At 49.7% G+C, this 5,051-nt stretch carries 4 protein-coding genes; all 4 read right to left on the reverse strand.

The genetic code is table 11. The features are described from left to right. Window positions 1-390, reverse strand: a 390-nt coding sequence (locus ACTHUE_RS10805; protein WP_440423458.1) for an acetate uptake transporter, incomplete at its 3' end; no start/stop codon positions are given. Between the two features lie 134 nt (window positions 391-524). Further along, a complete protein-coding gene (aroD, locus tag ACTHUE_RS10810) occupies window positions 525-1,274 on the reverse strand; it encodes a type I 3-dehydroquinate dehydratase (protein WP_107769046.1) in 750 nt (249 codons plus the stop codon). 27 nt (window positions 1,275-1,301) lie between these two features. Beyond that, complete coding sequence (gene uvrC, locus ACTHUE_RS10815) at window positions 1,302-3,143, reverse strand: excinuclease ABC subunit UvrC (RefSeq protein WP_107769045.1); 1,842 nt, start codon at window positions 3,141-3,143, stop codon at window positions 1,302-1,304. A gap of 64 nt (window positions 3,144-3,207) precedes the next feature. Then, window positions 3,208-5,051, reverse strand: a 1,844-nt coding sequence (locus ACTHUE_RS10820) for a DNA gyrase C-terminal beta-propeller domain-containing protein (RefSeq protein WP_440423461.1), incomplete at its 5' end; no start/stop codon positions are given.

A 5,051-nucleotide genomic window follows, 5' to 3' on the forward strand; every position in this document is an offset into this window, starting at 1 on the left:
AAAGAAAATACCGCTCAATACTTTAGGCTTGGTCAAGGTGGCCACAAACATCATCAGCGAGAACATACCCCATGCGCAGAGATACCAACCGATAAATGCCGGGGCTGTTTCACCTTTAAAAAAGATGGTAAACAAAGCCCATGTCCACCAGAAGGCGCCATAGCTGATAAAAGCGGTAAAACCAAACGTATTGCCTTTCTTGAACTCAAACATACCGGCAATAACTTGGGCGATACCACCAAAGGCGAGAGCCATGCCCAAAACTAAGCCGACACCCTCTTGAGCAGTAAAAAAGCCGCCGTTAATCAGACTGAGTAACCAAGTTGTCAATGCAAAGCCACACAGGCCTACTGGACCTGGATTCGCCAGGTTTTCTTTAGTAGTAGTCATTTTATTTCTCCTCTAGTTATTGAAATAGGAAGCCTATTGTTACCTATTTTATTTAAAATTAAAAGAAATAAATTTAAAAAAATCAGGCCGTCTGAAAAATATTTTTCAGACAGCCTTGAATATTAATAATTAAACTATCCCAAAATTGCCAAGATTTTCCTCAATTCATTGGCATCAATTTGGCCGGGGGCCGACGTTTTTTGTGCCGCACCAAAGGTAATCGCCGAGCCGAAAGCCGAGCCGGCCAAGCGGCTGACGGCTCCGGTTTTACCCATGGACATAGTAATAATTGGGCGGTCGATAATTTGTGAAACATCATATGTTGCCTGTAATAAGGTCAATACATCTTGCGGCGATTGCGGCATAACGGCAATTTTGCAGATATCCGCGCCCCACTCTGCCATTGTTTTCAGACGGCCTGTAATGTCTGCCAAAGACGGCGTGGCTTGGAAATCGTGATTACAAAGCAAGGCGGCAGTTTGATACTCATGCGCCAAAGCAATGGTTTGTTTTACGCTGCTTTCCTCGGCAAAAAGCTCGATGTCGATAATATCGGCTTGTTTGGAACGGATGATTTTTTCCAATAATTCAAAATAATACTCGTCAGAACAAGGCGTATTGCCGCCCTCTTGCGCCCTTCTAAACGTAAACAGTAAAGGCTTGTCAGGAAAAGCCTGTCGAGTGATGCCTAATTGTTCGGCAATAAAATCGGCATCAAGCGCAGCTTGAAAAAAATCTGCACGAAATTCAATAATGTCAAAAGCCGTCTCTTTCAATACGCGCAAAGCCTGCTCCAATTCCTGCGTATTGGCGGCCACCAGCGGTACGGCAATTTTAGGCAGGCCTTTGCCGATCTCGATATTTTTGATGATGACAGGTTTCATATTGTTCCTTTTTGCTCTTCAAGCCAATCAGTGCAGATGCTCATAAATGGTTTCTGCCAAGGCTTTGCTGATGCCTTCCACTTTTTCCAAGTCCTCGCGGCTGGCCGCAATCACGCCGCGCAGACCGCCGAATCGGGTAAGCAATGCTTGACGGCGTTTGCTACCGATACCGGGGATTTCGCTGAGTGAGGAAGTAACGCGTGCTTTGTCGCGTTTTTTGCGGTGGCCTGTAATCGCAAAGCGGTGCGACTCATCGCGTACGGTTTGCAATAAATGCAAAGCCGGGCTGTTGGGCGGCAGGCGGAAGACTTCGCCGGTAAAAGGCAGTATGAGTTCTTCCATACCAGCTTTGCGCTCGGGGCCTTTGGCGATACCGACCAAAGGAATGTGCAGCCCGAGTTCTTCCCATACTGATACGGCTACGCCGATTTGCCCTTTGCCGCCGTCAATCAACACGGCATCCGGCCATTTGACACTTTCTCCGTTGGCTTCGGCTTCCTGCATTTTGCCGTAGCGGCGCGTCAACACTTCGCGCATGGCGGCGTAGTCGTCGCCGGGCTTGGCGGTCGTGATGTTGTAGCGGCGGTATTGCGAAGGCTGGATGCTTTGCTCATCGTACACAACGCAGGACGCAATAGTGGCCTCGCCTTGCGTGTGGCTGATATCGAAACACTCAAGGCGGTTGAGGCTGTCTGAATCCATGCCGAGGATTTTGGCCAGTTCATCAATACGGTGCTGCTGGCTGCTTTGTTGCAGGCGGCGTTGAGCAATCGCCATTTGTGCGTTTTGTTCCGCCATTTTCAACCAGACTTTACGTTCGCCTATGGTCTTGGTGACAAATTGCATCTGCTTGCCGTGTTCGCCTTCCAAAGCCTCTTTCAGCGCATCGGGAACGGGAAAGTTACTGATGATGATGTCGGGTTTGCTTTTGCCCAGATAGTGTTGGGCGACGAAGGCTTCAGCGTAATCTTGTCCGTTTGGCTCGGGATCGTTTTTGGTGTCGGGGAAAAAGCTTTTGTCGCCTACGTGCCGCCCACCGCGGATGCTGACCCAGTGTATGCAGACCAGGCCGTCTGAAACTGCCAGCGCAAGCAAATCGATGTCGTTTGGATTGTTCGGATTTTTACTGTCGATAAACTGATTACTCTGCATGATGCCGAGCGCTTGAATTTGATCGCGGTAACGGGCGGCTTCTTCAAATTGCAGATTCGCGGCGGCAGTTTGCATTTTGTGTTGCAAGGTGCGCGTCAATTCGTCGGTTTTGCCATTAAGGAAAGTCGCAGCTTCACGCACGCTGTCACGATAATCTTCTTCGCTGATGTGACCGACACAAGGCGCGGTACAGCGTTTGATTTGGTACAGCAGACAAGGACGGTCGCGATGCTCGAATACACTGTCTTCGCAGGTACGTAGCATAAAGACTTTTTGCAATACTTGAATGCTGTCACGCACGGCGTTGCTGTTCGGATACGGGCCGAAATATTGATTGGGCTTTTTCAGCGTGCCGCGGTAATACGCCATTTGCGGATATTGATGGCCGCTGAGCATCAAATAAGGATAGCTTTTGTCATCGCGGAAAAGAATATTGTATTTCGGCGACAAGGCTTTGATGAAGTTGTTTTCAAGAATCAGCGCTTCAGCTTCGGAACGTGTGATGGTGGTTTCGATATGGTGAACCTGTTTTACCATCAATGCGATGCGCGGCGAATGATCGTTTTTTTGGAAATAGCTGGAAACGCGCCGCTTGAGATTGACCGCTTTGCCGACATACAAAACATTGTTGTCTTCGTCAAAAAAACGGTACACGCCCGGCAGATTGGGCAGATTTTTCAGAAAAAGAGGTAAATCGAACGGTTCGGTTGCGCTCACGGGATTTTCTTTTGGAATAAGCAGGCCGTCTGAAAACTTTTCAGACGGCCTTATTCATTGACGTTTAAGATTCTTGAGACGGAGTATCTTCAGCTTTTACCACTTGGTTTTCAGCTGCATCGCTTTCCAGAGCAGCTTCATCTTCGGCCTCTTCGGCCACGCGTTCCAAGCTGACCAAGGTTTCGCCTTCATCCAGATTAATCAGGCGGACACCGGCAGCAGCCCGGCCGGTCTCGCGAATTTGCTCAACTTTGGTACGAATCAGGACGCCGCCGCTGGTAATCAGCATCAGGTCGTCGGTTTCGCTAACCAAAGTCGCGGCAACCAAATCGCCGTTGCGCTCGCCGGTATTGATGGCGATATTGCCTTGGCCGCCTTTGTTTTTACGGCTGTAATCGGCAATCGGGGTGCGTTTGCCATAGCCGTTGGCGGTAGCAGTCAATACTTGCAAATCGCTTTGCTCGGCTTCAGGGGCGAAGGTAATCAGGCTGACAATCTTGCCATCGGCCGGCAGGCGCATACCGCGCAAACCGCCGCTGCCGCGACCGGACGGACGGACACCGTGTTTGCCGCTTGGCAATGCGTTTTCGGCATTTTCATCATCCAGACCGTCTGAATCTTCGTTTTCGGTTTCGATATCGGTATCTTCTGCTTCATCATTACCGGATTTTTCCCAATATTCGTTAAAGCGGATGGCTTTGCCCAAGTTGGAGAACAACATAATGTCGTCCGCACCGCCGGTTTGCGCTGCGCCGACCAAGTAATCGCCTTCTTTAAGCGCGATGGCTTTAATGCCTTGGCTGCGGACGTTTTTAAACGCAGACAGTTGGACTTTTTTCACCATGCCTTGTGCGGTGGCGAAGAAAACGTATTGATCTTCCGGGAACTCACGGACAGCCAAAATCGCGCTGACTTTTTCGCCTTCTTCCAATTGGATGACGTTGTTAATCGGACGACCACGGCTGTTACGGCCGCCTTCCGGCAGTTTGTACACTTTAATCCAATGGCACTTGCCCAAATTGGTAAAGCACATCAAATAATCATGCGTATTGGCAACAAACAGGGTTTCGATAAAGTCTTCGTCTTTGGTTGCCGTTGCCTGTTTGCCGCGGCCGCCGCGACGCTGCGCCTGATAATCGGTAGTCGGTTGGGTTTTGATGTAGCCGCCATGAGTCAGGGTAACGACCATTTCGCGTTGCGGAATCAGGTCTTCATCGGCGATATCGCCGCCAAACGGATTAATTTCGCTGCGGCGTTCATCGCCGAAGTTGGCTTTGATGTCTGCCAATTCTTCGCGGATGATTTGGGTAACGCGCTCAGGTTTGGAAAGAATATCCACAAAATCAATGATTTTACTCATTAGATTCTTATATTCGCCGACAATTTCTTCCTGATCGAGACCGGTCAGGTTACGCAAGCTCATGCGCAAAATGGCATCGGCTTGCAATTCGCTCAGGTAATAGCCTTGGCTGTGCAGGCCCAAATTCTCTGGCAAGCCTTCAGGGCGCATCATGTGCAGGTCTAAATCGGTACGGCTGAGCATGTCTTCAACCAAGCTGCTGCGCCATGGGCGGGATAGCAATTTTTCTTTGGCTTCCGGCGCATTGGCAGATTCTTTAATCAGACGGATGATTTCGTCGATATTGGACAAGGCAACTGCTTTACCTTCGGCAATATGGCCTTCATGACGCGCTTTTTTCAGGCGGAACAAAGTACGACGGGTAACGACTTCGCGACGATGGCGCAGGAATTCGGACAGGATTTGTTTCAGATTCAGCAACCGCGGCTGGCCGTCAACCAAGGCCACCATGTTGATACCGAAGCTGTCTTGCAGCTGGGTCAGTTTGTAGAGTTGGTTCAAAACGACTTCGGCATTTTCATTGCGTTTCAATTCGATCACGACACGCA

The organism is Neisseria sp. P0021.S005 (genome assembly GCF_051956955.1).

Excerpts from the sequence above, each read along its gene's own strand:
- aroD (WP_107769046.1), bottom strand. The coding sequence starts at position 1,274 with ATGAAACCTGTCATCATCAAAAATATCGAGATCGGCAAAGGCCTGCCT.